This window comes from Myxococcus sp. AM011 (assembly GCF_013372595.1).
GTDB lineage: Bacteria > Myxococcota > Myxococcia > Myxococcales > Myxococcaceae > Myxococcus > Myxococcus eversor.
Window position 1 is genome coordinate 1 of sequence record NZ_JABXEM010000152.1, and the last position, 26,738, is coordinate 26,738.

Consider the following 26,738-nt stretch of genomic DNA (forward strand, 5'->3'; position numbering starts at 1 on the left):
CGGCGCGGGGAGTCTGGTGCGTGTCGACGCGTCCGAGGGGCGGTGGCGTGCCATCCCTTGGGTGACTCTCCCAGGTGCGCCGATGGCATACGCGCTGGACGAGGCGGGAGACCTCGTGGTGGGGACGTCGGACCAGCGACTCGACGCCACCGTGTGTGGCCGCGCTGGCACCTTCGCACCCGCCCACGTGGTGCGCGTCACGAGGGACGGGCGCCTGGCCCCCGTCGAACCGGACGGACGGCCCTGATGCCACCGCACGGGAAAGGGCGCCCTTCCCGAGGCAGGAGGGGGCCTGGCGCGTGCGGGGGCGCTTCAGCCGCGCCGCGTCCGCGAGCGGAACTCGCTGGCCCAGCGCTGAGCGGTGGCCTTGGCGCGCTCGCCATCCGAGGGAAGGTGACTCGCTGGCGGCTTCCCGGCAGGCGTTGGCTTCCCAGGGCCGGAGGTGCCGTCCGCCCTGGTTGCCCCTGCGGTGTGCCCCTTCTTTCGCACCCACATGCGAGGGGCGGGGTTGACGGTGGGCGGTGGCGTAGCAGGCGCGGTGTCGGCCTTGGGCCTGCGCCCGCGCGGGAGAATGAAGTCGGGGACGCTGTGGGGCGCGGCGCCCTCCACCCACGCGGCATGCAGGCGGCCCGAGGCCACCATGAGGCGTCGCTTCTGGTAGTGCGCTCCGCAGTATCCCTGGCTGACGTGTGGGCGCTGGCAGCCGATGACGGCGCATGCCCGGGCCGTAGGCGCGGGAGGCGGGAGCGGGGGCTGGCGCTGCGGTTGAGCGAGGGGCGGAGGCCGCGCGTCGTGGCCTGGGCGCTGGCGCGACACTTCCTGCTGGGGCCCCGGGGCGAGGCGCCTCGCCACCCCGGCCAGTCTCGCGACGAGGCTGGCGAGTGGGCGCGCCAGCTCCTCATCAAGGGCGGCGCGGAAGGCTGAATCAAGAGAGCCCGTGGACTTCGGAGCGGACGAGCGGAGCGGCTCTCCCATGGAAGAGGATGTGCCGTGAGCCTTTGAAACAGGAGCGCGTGGGATTTTGGGCATGTGTGGCTTTGCTTGCATTGCTGTGTATTCGGGGCGAATGCGCGTTGGGACGGCGGGTGATGATTACCATCCTCTGGGCATGTGTCGTAGTCGAGCAGTGCTTGAGTGGAGGGAGGGAGCGCCCGCCTCTTGTGACAATACGAAGTGACCTCACGGAAATGGTTGTTGGCATGCGTCGCCCGGCGAACTGGCACGTCGCGTGCTGTGGGGAATGCGGATGACGATGAGCGAGCGGGAGGCCCTCGCAGAAGAACTGCGGCGGGTGGAGGTGGCGTTGCAGCGAGCATACGCGACGATGGACGGGAGTGCCGAATCGCGGACGCGGATGGCCAGGGCGAAGGCGGAGTACCGAACGGCAGAGGCCGCGGCGCTGCACGCGCTGGGCGCCGAGGATGCGTTGATGCGTTGATGCTGGTGGAGGCGAATGACTCGTCGTGCGCTCACACCCCGGAGCAGGAAGCACTGCCGGAGTGGGTTGTTCGCGGCGTGAGAGAGTTGCCCCTCCGCAGTAGCGGGCACCACGTACTACGGGAGCACCTCCCCCGCGCATGTGAGACAGCCGCGAAGGGGCCTAATAGCATTACCTAGTCATTACGGTCATTTCTGAGCGAGGTCTTCCTCGGCGTGCACTGAGCGACTCAGGAACGTCACCGAGTGAAGGCCTATCGCACCGGGCTCGGCGGCCCGAGCCTAGATCGCTATGCTCCGGCCCACGATGGCCAAAAAACCTACTCGACTCGACCCTGTATCGAAGACACTTCGAGAGTTGTTCTTGTTCTCTGGCAACATGTGCGCCTTCCCGAGCTGCGGCCACCTGATGATGAATGCCGAGGGCGTGTTCATTGGCGAGGTGTGCCACATCGAGGCAGCGGAGTCGGGAGGGGAGAGGCACAATCCTGCGATGACGCCACCTCAGCGACGCCACGTTTCGAACTTGATGTTGATGTGCCACGCACATCACAAAGTGACAGATGACGTTGCGACGTACACGGTCGAGAAGTTGCGGAAGATGAAGGTGGACCATGAAGGCAGGTTTTCCCACCCCGAGCGCGCCATTCTGGAGTCGATGCAGGACCGGACAAAGGCGGTACGACCCAAAGGCGTCCGGAACCTGAAGCGCCTGAACATGTTGCCTGGGTGGGGCATTAGCGACGAAGACCTCCTGGAGACGGTAGAGCGCCTCAACAAGTACCTTGAGCGACTGCGCCGGGTGCCACCGAATGTTCGCCATTTCCTCGGCGCCATTTCGATGCGTGCTCACGAGATGCGGAACACCGGGGTGGTCTGGAACCCAAAGCACGGTGAGCTCAAAATTCTCACCAGTGACCTGCAGGACGCATTCGGGCTCAGTCGGGACATGGTTTTCACCCTGGCGCAGCAGCTTGAGAACTATGGCCTTGGTGGACCCGACAAGATCGAGGACCCCCACAGTACTGGCATCATTAGCCAGCCGGCCGTTAGCATCGCTGACGATGATGGGTGGCATCTCTGGAAGGACATCGCCCTGTTCTGCGAGAAGGATGGCGTGGCGATCTCCGTCTTTAGTGACGAACTCGACTTCTCCCGCTTTGACGAGTGAGCGCCCGGCGTCTGGACAGCCCTAACACCACCCGGTCATTTTCCTGGGGCGCTTGGCGCTCGCCGAGGGAGGATTTCCTTCGAATAAGGACCGAAGTGTTCAAGTGGTACTGGGCCGCATGGGCATGCCCTGAGAGGCATGCCCTGCCAGCCGTGCTCACTGCCGCGTCGCCAGGCCTTCGCGCACCATCTCATCTACGAGCGAGGCGGCCCTCTCCTCGTCGGTTTCACCTTGCACGCGCAGCGCGACGGACTCGAATCGCTGGGCATTGGCTACCACCCAGTCAATGTACTCACCCAAGGACAATCGCTCCACACCGAAGGCGATGTCCTGCATTCCCTTCACGATTTGGACGGCAGTGCCCTGAAGGACACGCTCGTCGCGCATGACGATTACCATGGCTTCCTCTCCTGTAGGTGTCGACGCCAGCAACCGGACTCAATGATGGGGCGGCCGGCCAACCGCCCCTTGGGAAACAGGTATGCCTCGACGCGGCCGGCGTCGTCGAGGGCAATGGACGTGCGCTCGTAGAAGCGAGGGTGCCCCTCGAGCCTGTCGAGCGCCGCCAGCATGAGCGCGTCGACTTCGTACACTTCTCCCTCGACGGCGTGTTTGCCCCTGGAGGCGAGGGCAGGGAAGGGCCCGTAGTCGTGGAGCGTGAAGCGGGGCTGCGTCCGCGCTGGTCCGATGATGCGTGCGCCGCGCAGGAGGCGGTGGTTGGGCTCGCCGGACAGCAGCGTTCCGTAGACGAAGACGCGCGTCGAAGTTGAAGCGCGCTTCACGCCGCACCATCCAGAGCGCCTGCGAGCGCGGCGCGGTTGAAGCCCAGGCGCCCGTATGCGTGCCAGAGGACGCGGAAGTAGCGGCCAGCGGGGGGCCAGGATTCGAAGTCTTCCTCGGGCTGGAGATACACCAGCGCGCGGCGGCGCAGGCCGGCCCTGTCCGTCACCAGCCGGGTGGCGCGCCGGTACGCGAAGGGGTGCCCCTCGAAGGCGTCGAGGGAGCGCAAATCCTCGGGCGTGAGGCGGTACAACAGCCCTTCGACGTGGGTGCCGCGCACGCGCTGGAGGCTGGCGACGGCGCCGCCCCAACGGCGGCTGTAGCCGCCAAACACCAGGGCGTGGCCGGGAAGGGTGGCGCGGGCTTCGACGGTGGCGCCGGGGCAGCGCGCGCGCATCTGGGTCCTGTCGAGGTTGGAGCCGTAGGCAAAGTAGAGCATGGGGTTACTCGCGTTGAGGGCGGGCGCACGGCCCGCCGTTGTCCGTGTCGGCCAGGGCCCCGAAGGGCCCTGGCGTTGAGTCCGCTTCAGGCGGCCAGGGCCTCGTTCGTGCCGCCCTGGGCGCTGCCGCTGCCGCCCTGCGCGCCTTCGCTACCGGGCGTTCCTTCCCCACCCGGCCCGCGCCCGTCGCGACGCTGGCCCTTCCAGGCGGCGCTGCCTTCCAGGTGCTTGAGAAGGTGCAGGCGCGCCGTTTTGAACTCCTCTCCAATCAGGCCGAGGTGGAGCAAGAACACCCGGAAGTCGTACTTCGCGGTGGCGGGGTTGAAGTCGCGACGCTTGCTGGAGGCGGCCTTCGAGGCCAGGGCGCGGGCGGCGAGGGCCAATACCAGTTGGACGTAGGCCTTCACCTCGCCCGCGTGCACCGAGCCGTTGAAGTAGCGGAATTCAATCGTGCCCCGGAAGAAGAGGCTGTTGAGGTTGAGGCCGTGATAGCGGCTGGAGTCGTAGCGCTGCGGCGCGAGGTTGCGGCGCCCGTACCAAGCCTCATTCACCTCCTGCAGGGTGCGCGGGCGGCGGGCCTCCAGTCGCTGGATGAAGGCCGCGTCGATGGGCCGGCAGTATCGGGCCAGCCTCGTAGCACTCACCCCGAGGGCCGTCTCCAGGAGGCGCTCCTGCTTGTGCACCATCTTCACGAGGTTGGTGACGCTCTTGGCATCGAAGCGGCTGCCGTCGACGTGGATGTGGATGCCGGTGGAGGCGTCGGCGCGGGCGCCGGCTTCGCGCGCGGCGCGCACCACCTGCTGTAAGGCTTCCATGTCCTGGTAGGTGAGGATGGGGGAGACGATTTCGCCGCTGTACTCACCCCCGCTCAGCGAACCGTCTGGCACCACCTTCCAGGCGCGGCCCTGGGTGTCCGTCACCTGCCAGCCCCGGTAGTCGCCGGAAATGTGCCCGCCCACCGCGCCCTGAATTGCGTGGGCCAGCTTCTGGCGGCTGGCGCCAACCGTCTCAATCTCAATTCCAAATCGGAGCGTCTTCATGGAGTTTGCCTCTCGCGTTCGCGCGGGGCTGTGGCGCCCGTCGCGAAACACATACACGCTCCTGTGTGCGAATGAAGCAAGTCCACTTCGACGGCCGGAAGGGCGGATTTGGGTGTCTGGAATGTTCGTGAGAATACGCGGGGTTTCGCGTCCGCTCTCGACGGGTAGAGCCTGCTCCAGGCGCTTGGATTGCGGCTGGCAGTGAAATTCCAGTGTGTGTAATTGACTCGGTGAGGATGGACGGGGAAACCCGCGCGGTGCCGCGGCGCGGATTCCCCCTGTCCCTTCCGTTCAGTCCAGCAGGGTGTTGAGGAGCGCCATACCCCGCATGGCCTCGGCCTCGTCGCCTTCGGCCAGTTCCAGGTAGATGCGGCCGTGGTTCGGCTCCGAGAGGCGCTCGGTCTGCACAATCCACCGCTCGCTGGCAGGGGTGTTCAGCTCCAGGCTGGCGGCGAAGGTATAGAGCAGCGCGCTCACCTGTCGGTGGGTGGCGCCGGGCTGAAGGAAGATGTCCAGTTGAGGCTGGGCCGTGCCATGCCGGCTCTGGCCGAGGGTCAGCTTCAATACGGTGTTGCTGAAATCAACAACCTTGACCGGGATGATGAAGGTAGGGATGGCCGTGGCGCTCATGGTCGATATCCTGCGGAGTTGCGCGGTGCTTTGTTGCCCGTCGCGAAAGGCATACACGCTCTGGTCGGTGGGTGTATCAAGTCCTCTCTGCTGTCTATGGGGGTATGTGCTGTCCGGGGTGCTGGTGTTCGGACTGGGGCGCTGCTTCTGATTGAGCGTGTGGCTCGTGGTGATGCATGGCGTTCGCACGCGGGCCCCGTTTCGGTCCGCCCGCGTGGCTTGCCGGACGTGGCTGTCGCAGCCCGGCAAGCCCCTCGAATGGCGAGGGGCTGCGGCTAGGGCGCTCCCTTGGAGGTTGGGGCGGGCTTCGTGCCCTCCCGCTCTGCTTGAATCTTCATCAGCCTGTCGATGATCTCGGCCTTCTTGGTTTCCCCCAAGTAGGGGAAGCTGTTTCCGGTGTCGATGACGTAGCGGCGCAGTTTCTTGACGGTCATCGTTTCCAATTCTTCGCGTGTCTTCATGTTGTTCCCGTGGGGACTGCGTTGAAGGAGGGGCCGGCCGAAGGTCTCGGGCGGTGTTTCACTTCACGGCGATGTCGGCGCCCGCCTCGCGTGTGGATGACGGGGCGGAGCGCGTCCGGGGTGGGAGGGCCTCTCGGCCTATTCGTTGTCCTGCTGAGGTGAGTGGGTGCGGGCCTCACTCCTCCTCTTTCGGGGCGAAGCGCGCGGCGGCTTCGGTGGCGCCCATGGCCGTGAGTTCTCGGTGGACCGCGCGCATGAAGAAACGAGTCCGGCTCGGGATGCCCGCGTCGCGCCAGGCCTTGTCCAGGACCGCCAAGTCCTCCGCGTCGAAGGAGAGGGGGATGACGCGCTTGCCGTCCTCGCGCACCTTCACCTCGCGCTCGGGACGGGGGCCCACCGGCACGCGTCCGGCCTCCGCCTCCCGAATCTTCCACTTGAGGTAGGGGATGTCGCTGCTGCCCGTCGGGCGTCCCACGACTTCACGGTACTTCGCCTGCAACGCCTCCAGCGACATGCCGGCGAAGCGCCCGTACTGGCTGGCAGGCTGCGTGCCCTCGTCCGACGTGGCGGCCCGTGCGGCAGGCGCCGGAGGCGCGCTGGGGGCGGCGGCCGTCGCCCGGCGGGTGGGGCTGTGCCGCTTCTGGGCGGCGAGGGACTCCTCGATGCGGCGGATGAGGAACTTCTTGTTCGGGCTGCGCGTCTCCTCGCCCACCACTTCGCGGTAGCGGGCGCGCAGCGCCGTCAGGTTCATGGACTCCAGCTTCTTCGTCTTCGGTGCGGTGTTACGGGGCATGGTGGTGTTTCCTTTCCGGACCGTGGGTACACGTCTGCCGTTCACGAGGGCGGCCCGGCGGCCCTCATGCGCGGCTGCCCCGCTGGGCGGGGCGTGGGTGGTTGAGAGGAGTCGCTACTTGCTGCGGGCGGTGCTGGCGGCGTTCAGGCCGGCTTGGTACGCCGCTTCGAGTGCAGCCTTCACTCCCCAAACCGACACGTTGTGGAAGTCGAGGCTGTCGCTCCATCGCTTCTCTAGTGTTTCGATGCTCATTTCCTCGCGCGCAATGCGCTCGAGGGTCTCTGCGGGCGCCTGGGCGGGCTTCGAGGCGTTGGCGGTGCGTGGCTTGCGGGGTGTCATTGTTTTGTCCTTTCGTGCGCCTCGGGTGGCGCGCGTGAGACATACGCGCTCTGTTTCGCGCGCATGGCAAGTCATTGTGCGCTGGGCTTTTGCAGATGCGCGAAGCACTGCAGGTCGATGGCGCGCGGGTCGACATGCACGAAGGAGGTGGTTCCGTCCGGGTGAATGGGAGCCGCGTCGATGCAGTCCTCGGCCGTTACACCCCCGAGGCGCGCCAGCTTTTCGTTGTCATTCACGTAGTAGTCGTCCGCGTCCGGGTCGGCGTCGGGGCGGAGGCTGCCGCGCAACACCGCGAAGATGCGGACCTTTTTTCCTTTGAGCCCGGGGATTTCATTGCCGATGTAGATGGTGTCAGTGCCGATAAACATGCGTATCTCCCTGGCGCGCAGTGGGCAGCGCGTGAAGACATGCATGCTCTGTCTTGGGGGTATAGCAAGTCGAGGAACGAGGGATTTGCGACGCCCCAGGCATCGCGGCGAGGGGGGGCTGTTTTGCTGGCAGTGTATGCCTATTGACTGGACTCTTCAGAGGCGTGGGGCTGCTCGTCGGCGGGCACCGCGATTCGGAGGCCCTGCGGGAACCAGCGCTCGCGAGCCTCCTGCGACAGGGGACGCACGGCCACCTTTCTGGCGCCGCCCCCCTTGGGCTTGAGCACCGTATGCAGGCGTCCGCGCTGGACGAGCTCTGCGTGGAGATGGCCGACGAGGAGTCGGTGCAGGTGGCCGAAGCTCCCTGGCGCCGGATGCGCCGGCTCGCTCTCGGCGGCGCGGATGAGAAATTCGGTGGAGCGGCAGGCGGGACAGGGAGGGAGCTCGACGAGGCTGTCGTCCACGTCCTCCCGACGCGCGACGCCGACCTCCAGCGTGTCGAGGGAGAGGCGATTGCCGCTGCCGCACCGGGCGCAGCGCTGAAGTACGTCCTCGGTGGTGACTTCGTGAATGGCCATGGGGGCGCCCTTACGCGACAGCGGTGTACGAGCCGAACCAGTACGTCGCGGCGAGGCCTGGGAGGGTTTGGTGGCTGTAGAAGGCGAAGCCGTCTCTGTCCGGCACCATGACGGTGGGATTGCCGACGAAGCTTCCGGCGAAGGCGTAGGGGCTGAGGGTGATGGAGGAGGGCGCGGTGGGGAAGCGACTGCGGAACGTCACCGAGCCGCCGCCGGACAGGTTGTCGTGCGCGGCGGTGTCACTGTTGCTGTACTGGAGGCCGAGCCGGCCCACCTCGCGCACGCTGCCCGCCAACTCGAAGGAGGTGTTGCTGGCGGTGCTACTCAGCGGGAGTCGCAACGTGCGCGTCCAGGAGGCGAAGGTGGCGGTGAGGCTGGCGTCATGGAGGAACTCGGCCTCGTTGCGTGAGAGGCGGAAGCCGCCCGCCGCCGCCCCGGTGGTGTCGCGGGCCCAGGCGCTCCCATTCCAGGCGGCGTTGAGGGTGAACCACACCGAGTCGCCGTCGCCGTAGAGGCGCAGCCGCGCGGCGGCGCCGCCCGCACCTTGGGCGTCGAGGAGAAGGACGCGGCCGGCGCCGAGGACGGGCTGGAGGATGGCCTTGTGCTGGCCCGTCGCCGTCTCGTTGCCGCGGAAGTGCCCGCCGCTGAATGCCCCGAGGACTTCGGCGAGGGCGGCTTCCACGGTGCCTGCCGTGAGGAGATCGCCCGTGTCCGCGACGGAGACGGCGGAGGCCGCGTGGGCCCCCGCTCCCTGGGTGACGTGGCCGTTGAGGAAGCCCAGCAGCGCGGCCATCTGCTGCCGCAGGCTGCTGGCAGGGAGGGAGTGGGGCGTCCCGGCCAGCGCGTCTCCTCCGACACGAGAGGCGCCGGGACTGTTCGCCGTCGTCTCGCCGAGGCGGGTGACGACCTCCTGGAGTTGAGCCTGCACGCTGGTGCTGCTGACGTAGCCGTGGGGTGTGGCGCCAATGGCGCTGGCGTGGTGGGCGCCGGTGGCCGCGCCCTGGTGGGCGTTGAGGAAGCCCAGCAGCGAGGAGAGCTGCGCGTCCACGGTACCTGCCGGCAGGAGGTTGGGGGTGCCGGGCACCGCGTCCGCGCCCACGCGGGAGGCGCCCGGTGTGCCAGCGGCGGCCGAGGAGAGCTTGTCGACGACTTCGTCCACGGCCTCCTGCACGGTGGTGGAGGTGAGGAAGCCGTGGGGAGCGTAGTCAACGGCACCGGCCTCATGCCTCCGGGTGTCGCCGGAGTAGTGCCCGGCGAACTCGCCGTCCACCGAGTCCAGCGTCGCCTGCACCGTGTCGGCGCTGGGGCTCAGGACGTCCCACGTGCCGCTCTCCACGGCTACAGAGGTGCCCCGGGCGAAGATGAAGGCCTGGCGGCGGGAGGTGTCCAAGTCCGTGGCGAGAATCTGCGTCTGCCCCGGGCGGCGCCGGACGTCACACAGCAGCAGCTCGTCGGGCTGGAGGGCGGGCTTGGGCGCCTGGCCGACGGGGCCCTCCGGCGCCTGGCGCACCACCAGCTCGAAGGACTCGTCGCGGCGGAAGTACACCTGCTGGGAGTTGCCGTCCGTGCGCGGCTCGGACAGCAGGCGGGTGAAGCGCAGGAAGATGCCCACCCAACGCTCGCTGCCCGAGGTGGAGACGTCGGTGGGGATGCCGGAGACGTCCACCGCGCAGTCCACCGTCTGCCCGGTGCCGAAGAAGATGCGCTGGCCGAGGTTGTCGTAGGCGCGGCCCGGGGCCGTCAAGTCAATGGTGAGGTTGGGCACGGGCGAGTGCGGCGCGGGCACGGCCCCGGAGATGACGCCGTGGACGCCCAAGTCCGAGGCGAGGTTTCTGTCCGCTTGCTCCAACTGCGCGAAGGCCAGGTCCAACTCGGACTCCGTCACCTTCTGCCTGAAGAAAAAATCCAGCCGGTTGGCCATGGTGTTGTCCTCTTGAAGAGGACAAAGGCCTGGGGCCAAGTGCGGAGGGGACATTCGCTCGCAGAGTTGCGTCGGCCGATGGAACTTCTCTGGGCGGACGTGCCTCTCTGCGTGTGTCAGGGCTCGGGCGATTCACGGAGCCAGCAAGGCAGCGCTGGGGCTGCGCGGCTCTTGTTGGTGGCATCCCTCCTGCATTGCGCGGAGTCGGCATGACCCTGTACGTCACGGTGACGAGGGCTCAATCGAGGTTGTCCCTCATGCGAACGCGATTGTTTCTAGGGGTGTGGCTCTCCGTCCTCACTGTCTTCTGCGCCTGTCGAAGTGCTCCGCGCCTCCGTGAGGCGGGTGCGGCCGGCGAGCCACTCCCTGAGTTCTTTGGTCCGGTGACGTGGGACTCCACTGAAGCGGAATTGCGCACCTACTTCCCCAAAGCCGAAATCTACAACCGTGACTTCGATTCCCAGGGGCCCGACACCCTCGGCATGCTCAAATTGGAGGGAGCCCGGCTGATGCCCTTCGGAGACGCCAGGGTGCGACTGCTGCGGCGCGGCGGTGCGCCCACGGGCGTGCTCGTCATTGAGTACATCGACAACCCGGCGATGACTTGTCCAGAAACTCCGGAGGGGTTCGCCGACTGCGCGAAGCGACTGGAGCGGGAGCGGCATGCCGTCTTCGACGCACTCGTCGGCCCTCTGCAAAGTCGCTATGGCCCAGCGAGTGTCGACTCTCACTTCGGTTCCGATGAGGTGGAGGGGCAGGATCCACGGCAGTTCTCCCTGTCCTGGAAGCTGCCGAACTACACGTTGGAGCTGGGGACCGGGCAGGAGCCCTCGGGCCATGCGGAATGGACAGTTCGCCTCGTGGCCATCCGAGACCCGGAGTACCCGTTCCTGTGAGTCGTTCAGTGCAGCGTCGTCGTCTCGCCCAGCTCGCTGAGGCCCAGCTCCCAGTGCTCCGGGAGAATGGGCGGCAGGGGCTCCACCAAGTCCACGAAGTGGGTGTGGGCGGGCTTGAGGTACTCGACGAGGGTGCGCAGGCGCTGGCGCTCCGCGGGCGAGAGGAGACGCTCCACCTCGACGTTGAAGGCGTAGCGGGCGAAGCGCTCCGAGGGGCCCAGCACCCAGTCCACGCCCAGCTCGGACTCGCCCAGCACAAGGGTGTCCGAGGCGAAGGGGGAGATGGCCCTCACCTCGATGCCGAGGAAGAAGCGGATGGCGTTGCGCAGGCCCAGCGCGGTGCCCTTCTGCTGGTACATGTCCACGAGGATGGCGGACAGGCGGCGCCGTGCGAGGACGTCCAACTCGAAGGCGAAGGGGTTGCCCAAGTCCTGGAGGATGGCGTCCAGGAAGGCCTCCGGCGCGCGCTCCAAGTCAAAGACGTCGGGGAGCGCGTCCAAGTCCGCGAGGAGCAAGTCCGTCACCTCCTGGAGGCAGGAGATGAAGCGGTGCAGGTCGCCCGTCACGTCGTCGCGGCGGTTGTGGCCCGGCAGCATGTCCCAGAGCTGGAAGCTCCGGGTGGGGGGCCGGGCTGGACGGAAGCCCGCGAAGGTGGCGCGGTGGAAGGGGGCGAGCACCGGGTTGCCGTGCGCGTCCGTCACGCCCTCCACGCGCACTTCGTACACCACGTCTGGCGTCAGCTCCGTGTCGAGGACGAGGTGGACGAGGGGGCCGTCCGCCGCAGCCTCGAGGGAAGCGACTGGGACGGCGGGCGCGCCGCGAGGCGTGAAGGCGAAGCGCGCCGAGGGCGGCACCCGCACGTCCTCGTCGAAGGCGAGGCGCACCGACTTCGGCGCAAGGGCCTGGGCACCCACGAGACGGGGCGCCACCCTGTCCTCCACGATGAAGGTGTACGTCTCGTCGAGGAGGTGCGCGCCGCCTGCCGTGGCCGAGACGACGCGCACGGAGACGGAGGCCTGGCTGGCCAGCGGCACCGCCGGGTGCAGCACCACGCGCAAGGTGTCCGCCGTCTGCGTCACCTCCGCCAGCGGCCCAGCGAAGGCGGGCGTCACCTCTGCGCTGGCGCCGCCCTCGAATGCGAGGACTCCACCCACCCAGACGCGTGTGGCCGCCCGGGCGATGCCGTCCACTCCGACGTCCACCAGCTCCAGCCTCAGCACGGAGTCGACGGGGACGTCCTCCTCCCCTGGGCCCGGAGCGCGGTTGAGGAGGAGGGGGCGGCGCGTCTCGGCGAAGAGGGAGACGGTGTCGACGTAGAGGGTGGGCAGCTCAACCGTGGCCATGGGGCTTCCTCACGGGGAGACGAGCTCCAGGTGGACGCCCACCGTGTGGACGCCGGAGAGTTTGGAGACGTTGGCGGCCATGTCCGTGACGAGGCGCTCGCGGCCGGGGCGCCCGAGGCAGCGGGCGTACTTCACCCCGCCCACGACGAGGGACGCTTCCCAGGCCAGGCCCGCCGGGGCTGCTGAAGGCACACGGAGGCGCAAGGCGGCACGGACCAGGTCCACGCTGGTGACGTCCACGGCTTGCGTCACCTCGGCGAAGTCCCCAGGGGCCAACTCGAATCGGCGCCCGGGCTCCTCGTCGCCGAGGACGAAGAGGTACTCGCCCGAGGCGGGTGTTGCCTGCTGGGGCCGGATGCGCCCCTGGCCCAGGCCGAGGCGACTGGTGAAGGCGGTGAGGGCCATGGGCGTCACACCTGTCGGGACAGCTCGAGCGAGTCGAAATAGGCGCGGCGGGTGACGTCCTTCACCGTGAAGCCGAATCCTCCGCGGCCCGAGGTGAGGGGCTGGCTGCCGGAGTTGATGCCGAGGGCGTCGTCGATGAAGTCGGCCATGCCCGGCACGGGCTTCCAGTCGGGAGGCGTGCCGAGCGGGTGCGAGGCCAAGTCGTTGTGGAAGGCCTTGAGGACGACGTCGCCGTTGGCATTGACGATGACGTCCAGGCGCAGGTGCAGCCAGGTGCCCTGGGTGAAGCTGGCGGAGGACTTCAGCAAGACACCGGGCCCATCCGCGTCGGGCAGCCCCGTGGCCACCGCGCCCTTGCGCAGCACCACTCGGTGCGGCTCATCGTCGGAGAGGCCCAGGAGGTAGGCGGAGTCGTTGACGGAGGTGCCCTGGCCGCAGAGGAAGAGGAAGGGGGAGAAGCCGGTGGGGCCGCCGCCCGGCCCGCGCTGGACGCAGCCGCGGATGCTGCCTCCCTTGGCCATGGGGGCGAAGTCCTGCAGGTTGGCGAAGAGACCCACTGCGCCCTGCACGGCGGAGAGGGAGTTGAAGGCGAAGAGGAAGGTGCCGCCGCCCGGGGGACGGGCGATGCCCGCCGTCACGCCCCTGTCCACGGTGGCGATGTCCAGTCCGCCATTGAGGTAAGTCCAGTCTGCGAGTGCCATGGTGTCCTCACTGCGTGGCGGCCAGAGGCCACCCGGTGTCGAAGTCCTCGGTGGGCTGCGTGGTGTTGAAGAGGGCCCCGCGCGCCGTCACGTCCTCCCAGCGCCAGGCGAACGCCTCGTGGTCGAATTCCTCCCGTGGCGAGTCCTTGAAGAGGCCCTCCACGGAGGTGACGGCCACCCAGTCCGTGAGGACGGGGCCCTGGCCCCACGTCTCGACGACGCCCCCCTCGAAGCGGTGCGGGACGAGCTGCGCGGCCGGCAGCTCGAAGAGGAAGCCGTCGTTGTCCCAGCCCCGGGAGAAGGCCTCGAAGCCCTCGCGCTGGCCGGAGAAGAAGGCGAGGGCCACAGGGACGTCGGAGAGGGCGGCGCGCCACACGTACCAGCGCTCGAAGCCCTCACACGCTTCCTCTGGCACGCCGAAGCCCGCCAGGGCTTCGAGGCGAGTCACCACCGTCAGTGTCCAGTGCGCCGCCTCGCCGGGCCAGGCCCCCGCGTCCTCGAAGCTCGGATTGAGGAGCGCCATGTCAGAGCAGCCTCCCTGTGTCCCCATCCTGGATTGTGACGCTGCCCAGCACCGGCAGCTCCCGCACCGCCAGCTTCACATCCGCGGGCAGGCCGTTGAGTGTCAGGTCCATTCGCGCGTCGCCCAGCTTCCGCACTCCGGGGGCATCACGAATGACGTTGAACACGTCCGACCAGGCCACCTCGCCAGCGGGGCTCCCCTCTGCGTCCTTGAGGTTGAAGCCGAAGTCGATGTGCGGGTTGGGCGTGCCGTCCGGCTCGCTGATTCGGAAATGGACTGCGAGCGCCTGGCGGACACGCGTGGCGACGTCCGAGGCCGATGCGCCCTGGCGCAGGAAGAGGCGGGCGGAGACGTCCACGCGCCGGTACACCGGCTCCTGGACGCTCACCTGAAAGGTGAGGGTGCAGGGGTAGACCTCGGTGACTTGCCGCAGCACCTGGGCCTTGAGCGCGGGCGTGGGCACTCCGCCGCCCTGGGGCACGACGTAGAGGATGCCGGCGTTCTCGGCGATGGTGGCGTCCTCGTTGGACGTCAGCATGAGCGCTCGGGCCACGCTGGGTAGGCGCCGGGCGTTGATTTCGAAGTCCTCGCGGGAGACGGTGCGCGTCAGGGCCCGGAGACTCTCGGGGGCGAGCAACTTCGCGGAGGCCACCGTCTGCCTGTCCGCGCCGCCCGAGGCGGGGGCGGGGTTGTGGACGGACACCTGCACCGCGTGGCCGTGGGCGTCCCGGAAGCTGCCCTCCAACACGACGAGGCGGCCCGCGTCCACGTTGCCGGCCGAGCCGCCACCCGTCTTGTACACCACCGCCACAGTGCCAACGGGCGGCAGGCCGTTGACGCCGTTTCCGAAGCGGACGGTGGCCCTGTCCCCCTGATCCACCGAGACGAGGAAGTGGGCGTCGGAGGCGCGGGAGTTGAGGAAGGTGTCCACCTCGCTGAAGGCGCCCTGGGAAGTGGACACGCGGGCGGTGCCGTCGAGGTAGGGCGCGAAGTCGAGGTGCGCTTCGAAGTCAGCGAGGCCGCGGGCGTCGAAGAGCTGGGTGTGCGTCTTCGAGTGCTCGACCACCGCGAGACCGCGCGGCGGGTTGGCGCCGGCTGGAATGGTGACGGATGAGAGGAGTTGGAAGCGGACGGCCTCCGTCACCTCCTGGGTGCGGACGACGGTTCCGGCGGGGAAGGTGACGGGGGCTGCGGGAGGTTGGGCCAAGCGCAGCTCCACCTCGGCAGTGGCCGCCTGGGCGCCGTGAAGCCGGTAGCCCAGCATGCGCGCCAGGGCGATGACGTTGCGGCGCTGGGTGGCCGTGGCGAGGCGCGACTCACGGGCGAGGTTGTCCTGGTAGAAGCTGAGGACGTCGCCGATGAAGGCGTACATCTCCAGCAGGACGTTGCCGAAGCTGGCGACGTCGAAGTCGCTCCAGTCAGGGAAGACGCTCTTCGTCAGCGCCACGAGGCGCGCGCGAAGGGCGTCGAAGTCTCGGTGGGTGTAGTCGGTGGACGCGGGAAGAAGTGGCACGTCGGCGAAGGCCTCCACCGGGAGACAAAGGCCTTGGACCCACTTCTTCAGGGGACATGGTGATGGCGATTCGAGTCGGGAGCCGCCACGCTACTCCTATGCGTGGTTCCAGCACTTCAGTACCTATCCCGATTCAATAAAGTCCCGTAAGTCAGCAGCTTGCTGTCGCTCTACACCTGCGAACAGGCGGAGGATACGTCGTGGACATAAAGCCGAATGGCACGATCCACTTCAAGCACGTTTATGCGACGGACATGGAAGAATGGGGCGTTCTAGCCTTCCCACGGGCTCAGGATGCAGCCGAGGCAGGTCGCCGCTATCACCTTGGTGATCCGGTCCTTCTAGCCATTCCTCTCAAGCCCGTGGAAATCGCAGGCCCGGTCCCCGCTGAGGTATGCGGTCGGGTATTTGCTGTTTGTACTCTGGCGGTGCTCGCGAACGCCTCCACACGCGAGATCGCAAACCCGGAGATGGTTCGCCAGTATCCAGATGTGGTCGAGCGGTGGGGCACTGCGCTCCCCATTCGGAGGCTCTGGCGGCTGCACAGCCCTCGGCCGTACCACGAGTTCGGGCAGGAACTCGTCGAAGCGGCTCGGACACGAAGAGGCCAGTTGATTCAGTTGGCAGCACCTGCCCCTGCGGCGGAGGTCCGACAATGGCTTGGGTCGGCCCGGTGCGACGAAGCAAAGTTGAGCCACTCAAGCAGGGTCAAAGCGCTCCTCGCTCGCTTCAGCCAAGCCCCGTAAGTCAGTCCGTCTGGATGGGGCATCTGCCCCTCTGAGCGCGGTTTCCCGACCTATCTGAAGGGGGAATGCTTCCACCGAGGGTAGGATGGGGTGCAGCAACTGGCGTGCGAATTCCCTTCGACGTGAGGAGTCCTTCCAGCATGGATGCAGCGTGGTTCTGCCCGACGTTCGACTTCCGACGCCACACGCCTGACGAGGTGCTGCTTCGGGGAACTCGCCTCCTGATTGAGGACATCGGCACCAAGCACGTCGACAATTGCTTCTGCGGCCGGTGTGGCGTGCCGGTTTACAGGTCGCCCACCGACGGGGTGCGGACACTCGGTGGCCGCGTAGCGCGACTGTCGCATTACCCTGGCTACGACCATGTTCCATGTGCCGAGCGTCCATCGAAGGCCAACGCTACGGAGCGCGGCGCCACTCCATCAGGACGCCCGTCCTTTGTTTCCGGGCCAGAGACGACGCTGGTACCCGTTTGGCTGCCAGCCCGCGAAGCACCGCGTGGAATGGGTGGAGAGGTGGGCCCTGCTCTCGACCATGAACGCAAAATGGTTCGGCCACGCGTCGCTTCAGGAGTCGCACGCTCGCGCTCGAGCGCCCGGGTCACTGTTCAGCAGATCGCGGACAGCCTGCCCTCCCTGCTCGAGAATCCCTTTGCGACAGGGGGGCGACTTCGCGACTTCATCCGTCCCATCCATCTGATTGACGGTGCGGACGATGGAAGCGAACCAATGCTGTGGTGGGGCCGTTTACATAGCGTCAGCCATGGCAATGCGATGAATTGGCTCAACATCCGCACTCGTGACCGCTCCCCTGCAGCTTTCTGGGTGAAGCACAGCGTGGTGCCGAAGTTCCGCTCCGTGTGGGAGGAAGACCGGATTGTCCTCGCCTATGCCTCCTTCGTGAGGGAGACCAAGAACGGGCGTCCGAAGCTGCGCTGGGACATTCACGACAAGGGGCAGATCGCCCTCGTGCCTGAAGGACACGAGTCGTGTTTGACGAGCATGTAGCAGGACATGAGCAGCGTTTTCGGCGTGAGGTGGACGCACGGCTGCTACTCGCGACTCAAGGTCCCCGCTGGAGGGGAACGTCGAAGTCCGCCGTCGTGTCACCCTCGCGCACGCGTACACGAAGCGTCAGTGCGGCTGCGTCCTGCTCGACGCGAACCTGCACGAGCTGAACGCCAGGTAGCCAGCGCGCGAGCGCGTCACGGACGTACACGCGCGCCAGCTCCGCCAGCACCGTATCGTTGCGCTGGTGGCGAAGGCGCGAGAGGCCCGCGCCGAAGCTGGTGCGCCAGGGCAGCTCGCCGGTGGAATGAGGCGTGGCGCCTTCCGTCAGCAGCACTTGCCGCACCTTCGAGGCGAGTAGCTCGGCCCCGGTGCCCGTGGCGAAGTCGCGCTTTCGGTCTCTGCGAAAGGGGACGAGGAGATTCTGGGGCGCTCGACTCACGACGTTCTCCTCATGGAATGGGGATGGCCGCGCGCACCTGCTGCAGCGTGCGGACGATGGCGTCGAGGGGCGCAACTGCCTGTTCCAGCGCGCTCCCCTCAAGGCTGGAGAAGTCCGGCACCTGGGGGCCGCCCACCAGGCCAAGGAGGACGTTGAGGAGGGCCATGAGCTGGGAGAGGGCGGCCAGGGCCTTGCCGACGTTGGCGGCCTCCTGCGCGACGTTGGCCTCCGCACAGCCAGCCACCGCCAGGAGTCCCGCGTCTCCAAGCTGGGCGGCGCGCAGCCGGGCCTGCGCGACGCTCGACAGGCGCAGTTGCAGGTGGAGGAGCTGGCCACGGGCATGGCCCAGCTCGCCGAGGACGATGTCGATGACACCCACCACTGCGAGTGGCACCGAAAGCTGGGGGACGAGGCGGAGCAGCTTGGACACCTTCTCGGCCAGCTTCGGCAGGGCCGCGGCGATGGCTGTTGGGTCCGGCGGAGGCCCCAGCGCGTCAGGTATCGCCTTCACGACTTCGACGAGGGCCAGCACCGCGCCGATGATGTCGAAGAGGGGCGTGAGCGGCGCGAGCGCGGGCTGGACGGCCTGCAGGAGCTGGTGGTGTTGCAGGGTGGCGCCGCCGGGCAGGGTGAGCGTGGGCGCCTCGGGCAGCGGGGGGATGTGGATGCAGATGGGCAGCGCCATGGGCGTCCTCAGATTGGCTCGGCGATGGGGCGCACCACACGCCCGGCGATGGTGACTTGGGCCGCCTCCAGGGAGATGGCGCCCACCGCGCGCAGGGTGAGGGCGGTAGTGGCCTCCAGGGTGACGGTGTTCTCCTCCGCGTCGAAGGTGAGGCAGTCGCCCGTTTTCCGGTTGGTGAGCTTCAGCTTGCGGTGGCCTGCGGACTCGTCCAACTCGACGCGGAAGGTGGGCGTGGCGAGGACGCGGTTGTCGGGTGGCGACACCTGAGCTTCTTCGGGCACCTCGCTCTGACCGCCCGGCTTCCCCCAGTGCGCGCTGAGGTAGTAGGGGGCGTCGACGTCGCCCTGATTGAAGAAGACAGCCACCTCGGCGCCCACGTGCGGCACCGCGAAGAACCCCGTGTCCTTGGCGCCGCCCCCGGAGGTGCCCAGCGGCCAGGCCCAGGCGGACTCGGGCTCGAGGACACCGGGGATGCACACGCGGACGCGGCCGAGCTGCTCCCCGTCGTCGCGCTGGGTGACGTAGCCCACGTACATGCCGAGGAGGCGCGTGTCATGGGCAAGGATGTCGTCGTCGAAGGTGCTCATGGTGGCTCGCTACCTGGGGAGACTCATTCCGGCTTCCGGGTCCTCGACACCGATGGGCTGCCCGTCACGGCGGTACTCGATGTACCGGGTGCCGGTGTCCCTCTCGAAGGCCTCGACTTCCTTCAGTGCCCCAGTCGTCTCGGGTGCGCTGGTGTTGGGCTGTCCACCCTGGGGCTGGCCCTGCTTCTCGGCGCTGGCTTGCTGACGCTGCCCCGTGCCGTCACGCGACAGCTTCAAGTCCGTGGTGTAGCCGGAGGAGGAGAGGACGTGCTTCGCCTCGGTGACGTAATACTTCCCGGAGAGGAAGCTGGAGATGCCGCGCACCTCCACGACGGACTTCGCGCGCAAGCTGGGGTTGCCCACCACCTGAAGGGACAGCTTCACGGTGCCGGCTTCCGCGCGTCGGAAGCGGGCCTCGGACTCGCGCTGGGCTTGGGCAGGTGTCGACGCCGAGGTGGGCTGGACGCTGGTGGTGCTGTTGCGGAGCTGCAGCGACGTGATGCCCGTGCGCTTGTCCACCACCTCGAGGAAGTCCGCGAGGGTGGTGCGCTCCACGGTGCCACTGCTCGCCTGGGCCTCGATGTTCTTCTTGGCCAGAGCGTCCCGGCCGCGCACGTCCACCTTGCCCACTCGGCGGCCCAGCTCCGACTCGACGTTGACCGAGAGGATGTCGCCCCGGCCTGCGTCGGCGTACCACCACAGCACATGGGTGGGCGCGGCGGCCTGGTTGCGCGGGCCGAAGGTGAGGCCCCTGTCGTCGACGTGGAACTGGAACTCCTCCCGCGCGGCCAGGCGCCGGAGGAGCCTCGCGTCCGTCTCCCCGGCCTGGTGGATGGTGTCGAAGGACTCTCCGGTGTCCTCGACGTGGATGGAGTCCTCCTCGTAGCCGTGCTCGGAGGCCACCTCGCGCACTACCTGGGCGCGCGTCTTGCCCTTCCAGGTGCGCGTCTTCGCTTCGCGGTGCATGAGGGCGCTGAGGGCCTGGCCCTCGACGGTGAGGAGTTGGAAGCCCTTCAGCTTCTTCACAACCACTCGCCGCGGCGGCGCCATGAGGCCCGGGTAGCCCCAGGACACCTCCAGCACCGTGCCGCCCACCAGCTCCGCCCTGTCGAAGAGGGCCAAGTCGAAGTTGTCCAACTGGAGGGACAGCTTGTCGGCCTTCGTCGCGGAGTCCTCGAAGGTGAGACCGAGGATGCGGCCCTCAAGGGAGAGGGGCTCGCCGCCGCGGGCCCGCTCGTGTGCCAGCAGCGTGACGCGCACGCCAGGCGCAGTCCTGTCGAGGGGCCGAGTCATTCGCCAGCCCTCCGCCGCTGCTCGCTGAGGATGACGTCGGTGAGGACGCGCAGCGAAGGAATGAAGAGGCGCCGCCCGGCCTCCAGCTCCAGCGTCGCGTCGATGAGTGGCTCCGGCTGGAAGTCGGCGATGGCCCACCAGAAGCCGCAGGCGCGAGACAGAGGCGCGAAGTAGCGGCCGGCGAGGCCCCAGAGGGAGTCGCCCTCGGCGACGAGGTGGACGCGCGTGCCCGCGTGCGGCTGGAAGCCGTAGGGGACCCTCTCGGTGAGGAAGAGGTGGCCAGCCTCGTCCCGGAGGCCGAGGGAGAAGGAGTATCGGCTGCCGGCGTGAGGGGCCACTACGGCACCTCCTGGCGGAGCTGCTCGGAGGTGACGCGCGTGTCCAACACCTCCTCGAAGGTGACGGTGGCGGTGTAGACGAGGACGCGGCCGTCGACGGCGAGTTGGCGGTACTGGAACTCCACGCTGGCGACGACGCACTCCACGGTGAGGACGCCGGGCCAGAGGACGAGGACGCGCGGTGGCGCCGTCGCCAGCACACCCTCGGTACCGGCCGGGGGCACGGTGAGAGCGCGGAGGAAGGCGCGGAACGCCATGATGTTGGACGTGTCGGCCTGCTGCGTGGCGAAGAAGGCGTCGAGGTAGAACTCCACGCCTGCCAGTTGCCGGTTGGAGGTGCCCTGAAACTGGAGCACCTGGTGGGAGAGGCCCGGCACGGCCAGGCGGTTCCAATTCACCTGGCACTTCTCGGTGAGCTGCGTGGGGTTGAAGAGGCACTCCATGGCCTCGCCGGTGAGAACATTCACCAGCACGCAGCGAGGAGGACGGGCGAGGCCAGCAGCGAAGGACACGCGGGGCCTGCCTTTCAGTAAGACGCCATGGGGGAGAAGCTGCGGGAGGCGGCGTCCCTCTCGGCGCGCGCCGTGGCCTGGGCAAGCACCTCTCCGTCCACCTGCACGCTGACGAGGACGGGCGCGGCGGGAGGCGCGTCTGGCTGCGAAGAGAGCAGCTCGGGCTGGGGCAGCGAGGCCTGGAGGGCGGCCACCGCCGGCATGGACGAGGACTCCAGGGGCCAATCCCCCGGCGAGGTGGGCGAAGCCGTGGAGACGACGGACGCGGGTATGGCGGAGTTGCCAGTGGAGTCCTCGAGTCCGAAGGCGACGGACAAGTCCCGGTGGAGACCCAGTCGGGCCGTCCGCAGCGCCTGCTGCAGGCCGGTGTCCTTGCCGAAGAGACTCGCCACCGCGTCCGCCACACCGAGGATGGCGCCCACCAGCTCCAGGAGGACGCCGGAGATGGCGTCGACCGTGCCGAAGACGATGAGTCGCATCCCCGTCCATGCCTCGGCCCAGTCGCCGGTGAGGATGCCACTGAGCGTCATCACCACGCCCCAGAAGACGTCGACGATGCCGGAGAAGGCCGCCAGGGCCGCGTTGAGGACTCCCCCCACCACGGACACCGCGAGGGAGACCGCAGACACCAACACGCCCACGACGGTGGTGATGTTGCCGATGGCAAACCCGATGGCTTCTCCCATGAGCGCCCACCCACTGCTGCCCTGCTGCAAGGCGGAGTTGGTGCCCAGGAGGCCCGAGAGGGCTCCACCGAGGACGCGGCCGAGGTGCGCCAGGCTGCCCAGGAGGACGTCGACGCCGGCCTTCATGTAGCCCCACTGCCCGGCTAGGCCCTCCACCACCTCTGCGGCAGCCGTGAGGGCCGAGACGACGAAGTCGAAGACGCGGGCGAGGGCGCGCCCCACCGTGGCCCCGGAGGCGCCGAATGCAGCGAACTTCGCGGCGGCTGTGGCCGCGTCGTCCCTCTCGGAGAGGAAGCCCAGCGCTGCGCCCACCCGCCCTAGCGTCGCCTGGAAGGCGTCGAGGGTGGGGCGCGCGGCTTCCAGGCCAGCAGAGAAGCCGTCGGCGATGCCGGAGAAGAAGCTGTGGAGGCGATGGCCCCACAGGTAGAGGTTGATGAGGAAGTCCTTCAGGCCGGCGTTCTCCGCCCGGCCAAGCTCCTCCCGCACCGCGCCTGAGAAGCCTCCGTCCTCGAAGAGCTGGACGAGGCCGTGGAAGGCGAGCGTCACCTGCTCCTGCACACGCCGCGCGAAGTCGCCCAGGCCGCCGAGGTTGTGACGGAAGGCGTAGGCGAGGCCAGCCACGGCGACACCCAGGAGGATGACAGCGCCCACGGCCGGAAGCACTGTGGCCAGGAGGCCGCCCAGCGTGAGGCCCAGCACCTTGAGGCCCACCACCATCAGCGCCAGGCCCACCTTCGCGGCGATGACAGCTCCGACGAGGGTGATGATGGCGCCAGCTCCGAACGCGAAGGCTGCGAAGGCGCGCTTCACCGGGCCGGGCAACGCCTGGAAGACTCCCAGCACCTGCTGCACCGCGCTGGCGACGAGGGTGACGAGGGGTTTCAACACCTGGCTGAAGGGCTCCCCGAGGACGATGGCCAGCGTCTCCAGGTTGCCGGCCAGCAGCGTCTTCTGCCCCTCGAAGGTGTCCAGCATTTGCTCGCGGAACGCCTTGGCCGTGCCGCCCGCATTCTCGAACTCGTCGCGCAGGTGCTTGAGGGCCGCGGCGCCGCGGACGACTTCGCCGGTGTCCTTGCGGATGCCGTTGCTGAACTGTGTGAGGATGGCATTCACACCGCCGAGCGCCTCGCGACCGAAGGCCTTCAACAGGAAGGCGGAGCGCTGCGCTGCCGTCATGCGCTCAAGGGCGGGCGACAGCTTGTCGAGGATGTCGAGGAAGCTGAGGAAGTTGCCTTTGGAGTCGGTGACGGCGACGCCCAGTCCACGCAGGTGCTTCTGCACCTGTGGATCCGCCATTCGCTCCATGGCGACGGCCACGGCGGTGGAGGCGCGCTCCACGCCGGGGACGACGTTCTTGACGAGGCCCAGGGCGATGAGCGTCTCGGGCAGGGATTGGTTGAGGGCTTGCGCACCACGCGCGGCGGTGCCGAGGGCCAGGGGGAGTTCATTGGCACTGAGGGCGAAGACGTTGACGGCCTGGAGCATCTGGTCGACGGAGAGGGCGGCCTTGTCGGTGGAGATGCCGAAGGCCTTCATCGCCTGGGAGGCCAAGCCTGCGGCGCCCTGGGGCGTCAGCTCCCCCAGCGAGCCACCGGCCAAATCCAGGACGGGCTCCAGCAGCTTCATCGCCTCAGCGGCGGTGAAGCCGGCCTGGGTGAGTTCGCGAAGGCCCAGCACGGACTCGGTGGGGGTGAACTGCGTGGCGAGGCTTGCCTCGATGGCCGCGTCACGGAGCTGCCCAAGCACCTCGGCCGAGGCGCCAGAGACAGCGGCCACTCCCGCCACGGCCTGCTCGAATTGGCCGGCGGTGTTGGCCAGGGACAACGACGCGGCAATGGTGCCGGCGCCCGCCGAGAAGAGGGCCATGGCGACGCCGAGCCGCTGGAATGCGCCCTCAATGCGCGCGGTGCCCAACCCCACACGCCTGTCCAGGCGCGTGAAGTTGACCTCGAGCTGGGTGAAAACGCCGGAGGCCAAGTCCCGTGCGGTGAAGACGAAGCCCAGTCCGAGGTTGTTGAGCACGCGCTACCTCCGCTTCGCGGCCTTCTCCAGCGCCTTGGCTTCGTGGGCGCGCTGCTGGCCGATTCGCTCGAGCAGCCAGTCCCTGTCCGAGGTGGGCAGCTCCAGGGCATCACCGAGGGGAGCTGCGAGGCCGCTGCCTCCGTGCTGGTGCCAGCACAACTGGAAGAGGCCCTCGCGCCACGTCTCCAGCGTCACGCCGGGGAAGAGGTGGAGCGCTCCCGGCGCCTCGCTGTCCGGGCTTGCCCCGGAAGGAAGAAACCCCGGTCGAAAGGGAGCTCCACCTCCTGGCGCATGAAGCACTCGGGGCACTCGACTTCGAGCGTCGTGTCCACGCCGCAGTCGACGCGGTCGAACTCGTCGACGAGGTAGTCGGCGTCACGCAGCGTGAGGTCCTCGAGGAAGCGGCGCTTGTCGCGCGCATCCACGCCGTCAACGTCCAGCACCCGGTAGGCGAGGACGGAGGACAGCATCTTCTCGGGCGCCGCGCGCTGGAGCTGCGGCAGCCGCCGCTCGTCCTCCCCCGTCAGCAACCTGAAGCGCACGCGCTTTCCGGCGTCGGGCAGCGTCGTCTCGAAGCGGTTGCCAGCCGTGAAGGCCACGCGGCTGGCGTCCGAGAGGGCGCGCACGGGGAGCTGCGTCAAATCCAGCTCCCAGTCGATGCGGGCTCGGCAGGAGGCAGCCTGACAGGGGACGGCGAAGACGTACTCGGGGCCGTAGGTGAGGACGCGCACTTGAAGGAGGGCGAAGAAGCGGTCTCCCTGCAGCACCTGGCCCCAATCCACCTTCCCAGCGGCGAAGGCGTAGGGGCCCGCCTCCAGCAACTCTTCCCAGCACGCTGAGAGCAGCTCATCCACCTGGCCGCCGCTCTTCGCCAGCTTCCTGTCCGCGAGAATCCGCTCCTCGCGCACCTTCATGCCGCGGATGCGGCCCGTCAGCCCCGAGGGGCACGAAATGGTGTCCGCCATGTCCTTCCTCCGGAAAGGACAAAGGCCTCGGACGACAAATCGGGGACATCGACAGACGCGGCACCCAGTCGAGGCAGGGGACACTGGGGGACGAGCGAGGACTTTTGTGAACGCTGCGCCGAAGCCACGCTCTTGACGAAGTTCGCCAGCTCATGGGCTGAGCGGGCGCCTCTGCGCAATGTCAGGCGCCCGCCAGGGTGCGGCACTCATGGAGAGTACGTGACTGGCTGAGGTCTACTTGGCCAGCTCGAAGAAATCGTAGGTGAGGGTGACGCTTTCGATGACATTTTCATCGGACTCGTTGTCCCACTCACCCGCGACGAACTTCACTGGCCAAGCGCGGGAGAGGCTCCACCGGCGCAGCGTGGTGCCGTCCCTGTCTTGCTGGACGATGTCGAGGTTGCGCTTGTAGAGGCTGTCCGGCAGACCCAGGCCGCTGGTGGTGTGGACGACGTCCTGGAACCAGTCGAAAAGCTCATGGTCCTGCGTGGCGCCGCGCTCGAGGGTGACGTCGGAGAACGTGAGGCGCCCAGGGGACTTGTTGGGGATGAGGCTGCCGCCCTCGAAGTATTGGACGTTGGCGACCTCGACGGACAACTCGCTGCACTTCTGGAAACCGGAGTGCCCGAGGCCGTCAGCCTCACAGAGGAACTTGAAGCGCTTATGGAAGCTGCGCGGCTGTCCGATGATGGCCATAGACTACTTCCTCTCGAATGTATGGACCCAGAACGCGTCGATGCATCGGGCGAGTCGATTGGCATCGGCTTCGTTGTCTCGCACTGCTTGCTCGTATTGACTCTTGAGCCCATGGCAAAGCTTGCAGAGAAGCTGTCCATTTTCTGCATTAGGGCCGCCGCCCATGAACACCGGGACGATGTGGTCGAACTGAAGCAGGCGGCCATGGCCACAGCGCACGCACTTCCCCGCGTCCCGTTCGGCGATTCTTCGTCTTGCTGCACAGGTGAAGTTGTTCCCGCCACGGGTCTTCAGGAGCGAGCGGTCTTTCAGATAGGAGGGATGGCTGGGCCCCTCTCCCGGGCTCGGGTGTGGGACGTGATTGCGAAGGTACTTGGGGATGCCCTGGCGTCGGTGACGCTTCTTGATTCCGATGGGCGTACCGCATCCGCACGCGCAAAAGTGTTGCCCCTGATGCTCCGCTACCCACGTCTCGAGTTCCGGCTTCCTGCCCGGCGGATGCACTCGCACGTAGTGGCCATGGATGAACTTCGGTATTCCCTTCCACCTATGGGCCCTGCGAATCGTGATTGCTCCTCCGCAGCCACACGCGCAGCGCGGTGGCCCAACGGTGGCCAAGTCGCCGAGCTGAAGATTGGAGCCAGAGGCAGCCATCCTTCATCCCCCTGCCCCGGCCAGCTCGGCCTCGAGGGCGCGGGTGTCCTGGGCGATGCGCAGGACGATGAACTCGGCGGGCTTGTTGGTGGCGAGCCCCACGCGCGCCACCAGCTTGCCGGCGAAGACGACAGACGGCGGGTTGAGGGCGTCTGAGACGTCGACGAAGAAGGCCTTGGCTGGCTCCTGGCTGCGGAAGGCCCCGTTCTTCATCTGGGCGAGGAGGAAGGCCGCAATGGTGCGCCGCACCTGGGCACGCAGCCCTTCGGTGTTGTTGCGGTGCCTCGAAAATTCGAGTCCAGCACGTAGGGACTTCTCAATGAAGGACACCCCGCGCCTCTCGGCGACGTAGGGGAAGTTGCCGGCCGCCTTCAGCGTGCGGCTGCCGTCGATGAAGCGCGGCAGGCCGGGCCCGGTGGTGAGCGGATTGATGCGGCGGGGGTAGACGATGTCCCGCTTCTTCTCTTCGAGGCACTCCTTGGACTCGAAGCCCAGGATGCCGAACATGCGCCCGGCCTCGATGCCCGCGGGAGCCTCATACACACCACCGGGGCGCGCGCCGTCGTTGCGCGCGAAGACGCCGGCGATGATGCCGGAGGGCGGGATGACGAGCTGCTCAAGGTTGCCGAAGACGCCGCGGGCAGGGTTGAGCACCTTGACGCGGGGCCAGTAGAGGGCCGCGTGCTCAGAGAGCCCTTCGAGGGCGGCCTCCTGCGAGACGTAGGAGACGATGTCCGTGGCGCTGTAGCCCGCGGGCGAGTCGAGGA

General features: G+C 67.9%; 33 protein-coding genes and 1 pseudogene. 6 read left to right on the forward strand and 28 right to left on the reverse strand.

Annotated elements, in window-relative coordinates:
* The 4 genes and pseudogenes from HUW62_RS28095 to HUW62_RS28105 form a co-directional block, all read left to right on the forward strand.
* Positions 1 to 247, forward strand: a pseudogene (locus tag HUW62_RS28095) (HEAT repeat domain-containing protein); the annotation flags it as partial.
* Positions 248 to 792: 545 nt separating this feature from the next.
* Positions 793 to 924 carry a hypothetical protein gene (locus HUW62_RS49000; protein WP_255203685.1) on the forward strand — a complete coding sequence of 44 codons (132 nt, stop codon included), beginning with the start codon at positions 793 to 795 and terminating at the stop codon, positions 922 to 924.
* Between the two features lie 322 nt (positions 925 to 1,246).
* Positions 1,247 to 1,438 carry a hypothetical protein gene (locus tag HUW62_RS28100; RefSeq protein ID WP_176436138.1) on the forward strand — a complete coding sequence of 64 codons (192 nt, stop codon included), beginning with the start codon at positions 1,247 to 1,249 and terminating at the stop codon, positions 1,436 to 1,438.
* Between the two features lie 363 nt (positions 1,439 to 1,801).
* Positions 1,802 to 2,608, forward strand: a complete 807-nt coding sequence (locus HUW62_RS28105) for a hypothetical protein (protein ID WP_176436139.1) — start codon at positions 1,802 to 1,804, stop codon at positions 2,606 to 2,608.
* 156 nt (positions 2,609 to 2,764) lie between these two features.
* Here the strand turns inward: HUW62_RS28105 and HUW62_RS28110 are convergent, their stop codons facing one another.
* The 11 genes from HUW62_RS28110 to HUW62_RS28160 all read right to left on the reverse strand — a co-directional run bounded on the left by HUW62_RS28110 (position 2,765) and on the right by HUW62_RS28160 (position 9,957).
* Entirely contained in the window at positions 2,765 to 2,995 is a 231-nt protein-coding gene (locus HUW62_RS28110) for a hypothetical protein (RefSeq protein WP_176436165.1), read from the reverse strand.
* Positions 2,996 to 3,000: 5 nt separating this feature from the next.
* Positions 3,001 to 3,390 (reverse strand): gamma-glutamylcyclotransferase family protein, encoded by a 390-nt coding sequence (locus tag HUW62_RS28115; RefSeq protein ID WP_176436140.1) that lies wholly within the window; start codon positions 3,388 to 3,390, stop codon positions 3,001 to 3,003.
* Positions 3,387 to 3,827 (reverse strand): gamma-glutamylcyclotransferase family protein, encoded by a 441-nt coding sequence (locus HUW62_RS28120; protein WP_176436141.1) that lies wholly within the window; start codon positions 3,825 to 3,827, stop codon positions 3,387 to 3,389. The genes HUW62_RS28115 and HUW62_RS28120 overlap by 4 nt, the downstream gene beginning before the upstream one ends.
* An 86-nt stretch (positions 3,828 to 3,913) precedes the next feature.
* A complete protein-coding gene (locus HUW62_RS28125) occupies positions 3,914 to 4,867 on the reverse strand; it encodes an amidoligase family protein (protein WP_176436142.1) in 954 nt (317 codons plus the stop codon).
* Positions 4,868 to 5,158: 291 nt separating this feature from the next.
* A complete protein-coding gene (locus HUW62_RS28130; RefSeq protein ID WP_176436143.1) occupies positions 5,159 to 5,497 on the reverse strand; it encodes a hypothetical protein in 339 nt (112 codons plus the stop codon).
* Positions 5,498 to 5,772: 275 nt separating this feature from the next.
* Positions 5,773 to 5,958, reverse strand: a complete 186-nt coding sequence (locus HUW62_RS28135; protein WP_176436144.1) for a hypothetical protein — start codon at positions 5,956 to 5,958, stop codon at positions 5,773 to 5,775.
* A 175-nt stretch (positions 5,959 to 6,133) separates the two neighbouring features.
* Positions 6,134 to 6,751: a DUF2924 domain-containing protein gene (locus HUW62_RS28140; protein ID WP_176436145.1), complete on the reverse strand. Its 618-nt coding sequence runs from the start codon at positions 6,749 to 6,751 to the stop codon at positions 6,134 to 6,136.
* A gap of 114 nt (positions 6,752 to 6,865) precedes the next feature.
* Positions 6,866 to 7,090 (reverse strand): hypothetical protein, encoded by a 225-nt coding sequence (locus HUW62_RS28145; RefSeq protein ID WP_176436137.1) that lies wholly within the window; start codon positions 7,088 to 7,090, stop codon positions 6,866 to 6,868.
* Between the two features lie 71 nt (positions 7,091 to 7,161).
* Positions 7,162 to 7,458 (reverse strand): hypothetical protein, encoded by a 297-nt coding sequence (locus tag HUW62_RS28150; protein ID WP_176436146.1) that lies wholly within the window; start codon positions 7,456 to 7,458, stop codon positions 7,162 to 7,164.
* A gap of 140 nt (positions 7,459 to 7,598) precedes the next feature.
* A complete protein-coding gene (locus HUW62_RS28155; RefSeq protein ID WP_176436147.1) occupies positions 7,599 to 8,036 on the reverse strand; it encodes a hypothetical protein in 438 nt (145 codons plus the stop codon).
* Between the two features lie 10 nt (positions 8,037 to 8,046).
* Positions 8,047 to 9,957: a hypothetical protein gene (locus HUW62_RS28160; RefSeq protein WP_176436148.1), complete on the reverse strand. Its 1,911-nt coding sequence runs from the start codon at positions 9,955 to 9,957 to the stop codon at positions 8,047 to 8,049.
* A gap of 410 nt (positions 9,958 to 10,367) precedes the next feature.
* On the opposite strand from HUW62_RS28160, the gene HUW62_RS28165 reads away from it, so the two are divergent.
* On the forward strand, positions 10,368 to 10,853 hold the full coding sequence (locus HUW62_RS28165; protein WP_176436149.1) for a hypothetical protein: 486 nt from the start codon (positions 10,368 to 10,370) through the stop codon (positions 10,851 to 10,853).
* A gap of 5 nt (positions 10,854 to 10,858) precedes the next feature.
* On the opposite strand, the gene HUW62_RS28170 is transcribed toward HUW62_RS28165, so the two are convergent.
* The 5 genes from HUW62_RS28170 to HUW62_RS28190 are packed head-to-tail and all read right to left on the reverse strand — an operon-like array spanning position 10,859 to position 15,356.
* Complete coding sequence (locus tag HUW62_RS28170) at positions 10,859 to 12,196, reverse strand: phage tail protein (protein WP_176436150.1); 1,338 nt, start codon at positions 12,194 to 12,196, stop codon at positions 10,859 to 10,861.
* A 9-nt stretch (positions 12,197 to 12,205) separates the two neighbouring features.
* Entirely contained in the window at positions 12,206 to 12,601 is a 396-nt protein-coding gene (locus tag HUW62_RS28175) for a hypothetical protein (protein ID WP_176436151.1), read from the reverse strand.
* 5 nt (positions 12,602 to 12,606) lie between these two features.
* Positions 12,607 to 13,302, reverse strand: coding sequence for a hypothetical protein (locus HUW62_RS28180; protein WP_176436152.1), 696 nt, complete (start codon positions 13,300 to 13,302; stop codon positions 12,607 to 12,609).
* Between the two features lie 7 nt (positions 13,303 to 13,309).
* The gene (locus HUW62_RS28185) at positions 13,310 to 13,825 is read right to left on the reverse strand and encodes a hypothetical protein (RefSeq protein WP_176436153.1); all 516 of its coding nucleotides are present in this window, start codon (positions 13,823 to 13,825) and stop codon (positions 13,310 to 13,312) included.
* A 1-nt stretch (position 13,826) separates the two neighbouring features.
* Entirely contained in the window at positions 13,827 to 15,356 is a 1,530-nt protein-coding gene (locus HUW62_RS28190; RefSeq protein ID WP_176436154.1) for a baseplate J/gp47 family protein, read from the reverse strand.
* A gap of 868 nt (positions 15,357 to 16,224) precedes the next feature.
* Here HUW62_RS28190 and HUW62_RS28195 point away from each other — a divergent pair.
* A complete protein-coding gene (locus HUW62_RS28195; protein WP_176436155.1) occupies positions 16,225 to 17,091 on the forward strand; it encodes a hypothetical protein in 867 nt (288 codons plus the stop codon).
* Positions 17,092 to 17,146: 55 nt separating this feature from the next.
* Here the strand turns inward: HUW62_RS28195 and HUW62_RS28200 are convergent, their stop codons facing one another.
* The 12 genes from HUW62_RS28200 to HUW62_RS28255 form a co-directional block, all read right to left on the reverse strand.
* A complete protein-coding gene (locus tag HUW62_RS28200) occupies positions 17,147 to 17,533 on the reverse strand; it encodes a GPW/gp25 family protein (RefSeq protein WP_176436156.1) in 387 nt (128 codons plus the stop codon).
* Between the two features lie 10 nt (positions 17,534 to 17,543).
* Positions 17,544 to 18,218 (reverse strand): hypothetical protein, encoded by a 675-nt coding sequence (locus HUW62_RS28205; RefSeq protein WP_176436157.1) that lies wholly within the window; start codon positions 18,216 to 18,218, stop codon positions 17,544 to 17,546.
* A gap of 8 nt (positions 18,219 to 18,226) precedes the next feature.
* The gene (locus HUW62_RS28210) at positions 18,227 to 18,805 is read right to left on the reverse strand and encodes a phage baseplate assembly protein V (RefSeq protein WP_176436158.1); all 579 of its coding nucleotides are present in this window, start codon (positions 18,803 to 18,805) and stop codon (positions 18,227 to 18,229) included.
* A gap of 9 nt (positions 18,806 to 18,814) precedes the next feature.
* On the reverse strand, positions 18,815 to 20,098 hold the full coding sequence (locus tag HUW62_RS28215) for a phage late control D family protein (RefSeq protein WP_176436159.1): 1,284 nt from the start codon (positions 20,096 to 20,098) through the stop codon (positions 18,815 to 18,817).
* Positions 20,095 to 20,436, reverse strand: coding sequence for a hypothetical protein (locus HUW62_RS28220; protein WP_176436160.1), 342 nt, complete (start codon positions 20,434 to 20,436; stop codon positions 20,095 to 20,097). The genes HUW62_RS28215 and HUW62_RS28220 overlap by 4 nt, the downstream gene beginning before the upstream one ends.
* On the reverse strand, positions 20,436 to 20,948 hold the full coding sequence (locus HUW62_RS28225) for a peptidoglycan-binding protein (protein WP_176436161.1): 513 nt from the start codon (positions 20,946 to 20,948) through the stop codon (positions 20,436 to 20,438). Before HUW62_RS28225 ends, HUW62_RS28220 begins: the two co-directional genes overlap by 1 nt.
* 14 nt (positions 20,949 to 20,962) lie before the next feature.
* Entirely contained in the window at positions 20,963 to 23,656 is a 2,694-nt protein-coding gene (locus HUW62_RS28230) for a phage tail tape measure protein (RefSeq protein WP_176436162.1), read from the reverse strand.
* Positions 23,657 to 23,659: 3 nt separating this feature from the next.
* Positions 23,660 to 23,851 (reverse strand): hypothetical protein, encoded by a 192-nt coding sequence (locus tag HUW62_RS28235; protein WP_139915186.1) that lies wholly within the window; start codon positions 23,849 to 23,851, stop codon positions 23,660 to 23,662.
* Positions 23,848 to 24,621: a hypothetical protein gene (locus HUW62_RS28240; RefSeq protein WP_176436163.1), complete on the reverse strand. Its 774-nt coding sequence runs from the start codon at positions 24,619 to 24,621 to the stop codon at positions 23,848 to 23,850. The genes HUW62_RS28235 and HUW62_RS28240 overlap by 4 nt, the downstream gene beginning before the upstream one ends.
* 234 nt (positions 24,622 to 24,855) lie before the next feature.
* Positions 24,856 to 25,317 (reverse strand): phage tail protein, encoded by a 462-nt coding sequence (locus HUW62_RS28245; RefSeq protein ID WP_141593132.1) that lies wholly within the window; start codon positions 25,315 to 25,317, stop codon positions 24,856 to 24,858.
* 3 nt (positions 25,318 to 25,320) lie between these two features.
* Positions 25,321 to 25,971 (reverse strand): HNH endonuclease, encoded by a 651-nt coding sequence (locus HUW62_RS50080; protein ID WP_368670493.1) that lies wholly within the window; start codon positions 25,969 to 25,971, stop codon positions 25,321 to 25,323.
* 3 nt (positions 25,972 to 25,974) lie between these two features.
* Positions 25,975 to 26,738: phage tail sheath family protein (locus HUW62_RS28255; protein ID WP_217911593.1), on the reverse strand; the 764-nt coding region annotated here is incomplete at its 5' end.